This is a genomic window from Dialister micraerophilus DSM 19965 (assembly GCF_000194985.1).
Lineage (GTDB): Bacteria > Bacillota > Negativicutes > Veillonellales > Dialisteraceae > Dialister > Dialister micraerophilus.
The window spans coordinates 1-1,462 of record NZ_GL878522.1; the positions used below are offsets into that span (position 1 = coordinate 1).

The 1,462-nt window shown below is 27.7% G+C and carries 2 protein-coding genes; both read left to right on the top strand.

Annotated features, from left to right (window positions below; translation table 11 throughout):
* The coding region (locus HMPREF9083_RS06095; RefSeq protein WP_007556521.1) for a helix-turn-helix domain-containing protein at positions 1–611 on the top strand (611 nt) is incomplete at its 5' end.
* On the top strand, positions 578–1,423 hold the full coding sequence (locus tag HMPREF9083_RS06100) for an IS3 family transposase (protein ID WP_256998195.1): 846 nt from the start codon (positions 578–580) through the stop codon (positions 1,421–1,423). The genes HMPREF9083_RS06095 and HMPREF9083_RS06100, both read left to right, overlap by 34 nt.
* Positions 1,424–1,462: the final 39 nt, after the last annotated feature.

Consider the following 1,462-nt stretch of genomic DNA (forward strand, 5'->3'; position numbering starts at 1 on the left):
GATATGTACCCCCTTTACTGGACAAACCAGTAAAGGGGGTATTTTTAGTGAAATATAATTATGAGTTTAAAAAAGAATGTGTTCAAAAATACAGAGAAGGTGAATATCCTAAAACACCTAAAGGTATTAACACTCAAAATTTTAGGAGCCAAATAAGGCAATGGGTTAGATTGGAAGATGTACATGGTCCTGAAATCTTAAAACATGAATCTAATATAAAATGGACATCAGAAGAAAAACTTGAAATGATTTCAAAAATAAAAACCGGAAAAACAATAAATTTAGTAGCAATAGAATATGGAATAAATAAAGGTCAGTTATATAATTGGTTACGCAATTACAGAATTTATGGATATAATGGTCTTATAAATAGAAAGAAAGGTAGAAAACAAAAAAATAAAACTATGACAAAGAAAACCATTAATCCAAAACCGCTTACCGAATCTGAAAGAGAAGAACTTATACGATTAAGAGTAGAAAATGAATACATAAAAGCAGAGAATGAAATAATAAAAAAAGAAATCGCCTTGAGAGAAAAGAAATACGCTGCGCAACTCAGGGCGAAAAAGCAGCGATTATCAAAAAACTCAAAGAAAAAGGCTACCCGCTAAAATTTCTTTTGAAAATTATAGAATTACCAAAATCTACATATTACTTTGAAATCAATAAAACGAATAAAGTCGCAAATAAAAATGAAAAATTATCACGAGAAATCAAAACAATATTCATTTATCACAAAGGGAGATATGGAGTAAGACGAATTCATAAAGAACTTCAAAATAAAGGTATAAAAGTAAATCATAAACGAGTTCAAAGACTAATGCATGAAATGTGCTTATTCGGAAAAACACCAAAAGAAAAATATCATTCATATCAAGGTAACATTGGGAAAATTGCAGATAATATAATAAACAGAGATTTTAGTGCAGATAAACCATTAAAAAAATGGACAACCGATGTATCACAATTTAAATTTTCTTGGGGAAAATGTTATATATCTCCTATTTTAGATATGTACACAAACGAAATAATTTCATATAATTTATCACAATCTCCGAACTTAGAACAGATTGAAGATATGCTGAAAAAAGCATTTAAAAAATTCCCGAAATTAGATGGATTAATCTTTCATTCAGATCAAGGTTGGCAATATCAACATAAATATTTTGTTAAAGAACTAAAAAAACATAAAATTATACAATCGATGTCAAGAAAAGGCAATTGCTACGATAATTGTATTATGGAAACTTTTTTTGGAAGACTAAAAAACGAAATGTATTATGGATATGAAAAAGAATATAAAAATTTCAAAGAATTTTCAAAAGCAGTAAAAGAATACATTAACTATTACAATAATGAAAGAATTCAAAAGAAAACAAAATGGATGCCACCTATAACTTATAGGTTAGCATCCATGATGTAAAAATTTAATATTTGTGTCCAGTTTTTGGGGTACACTTCA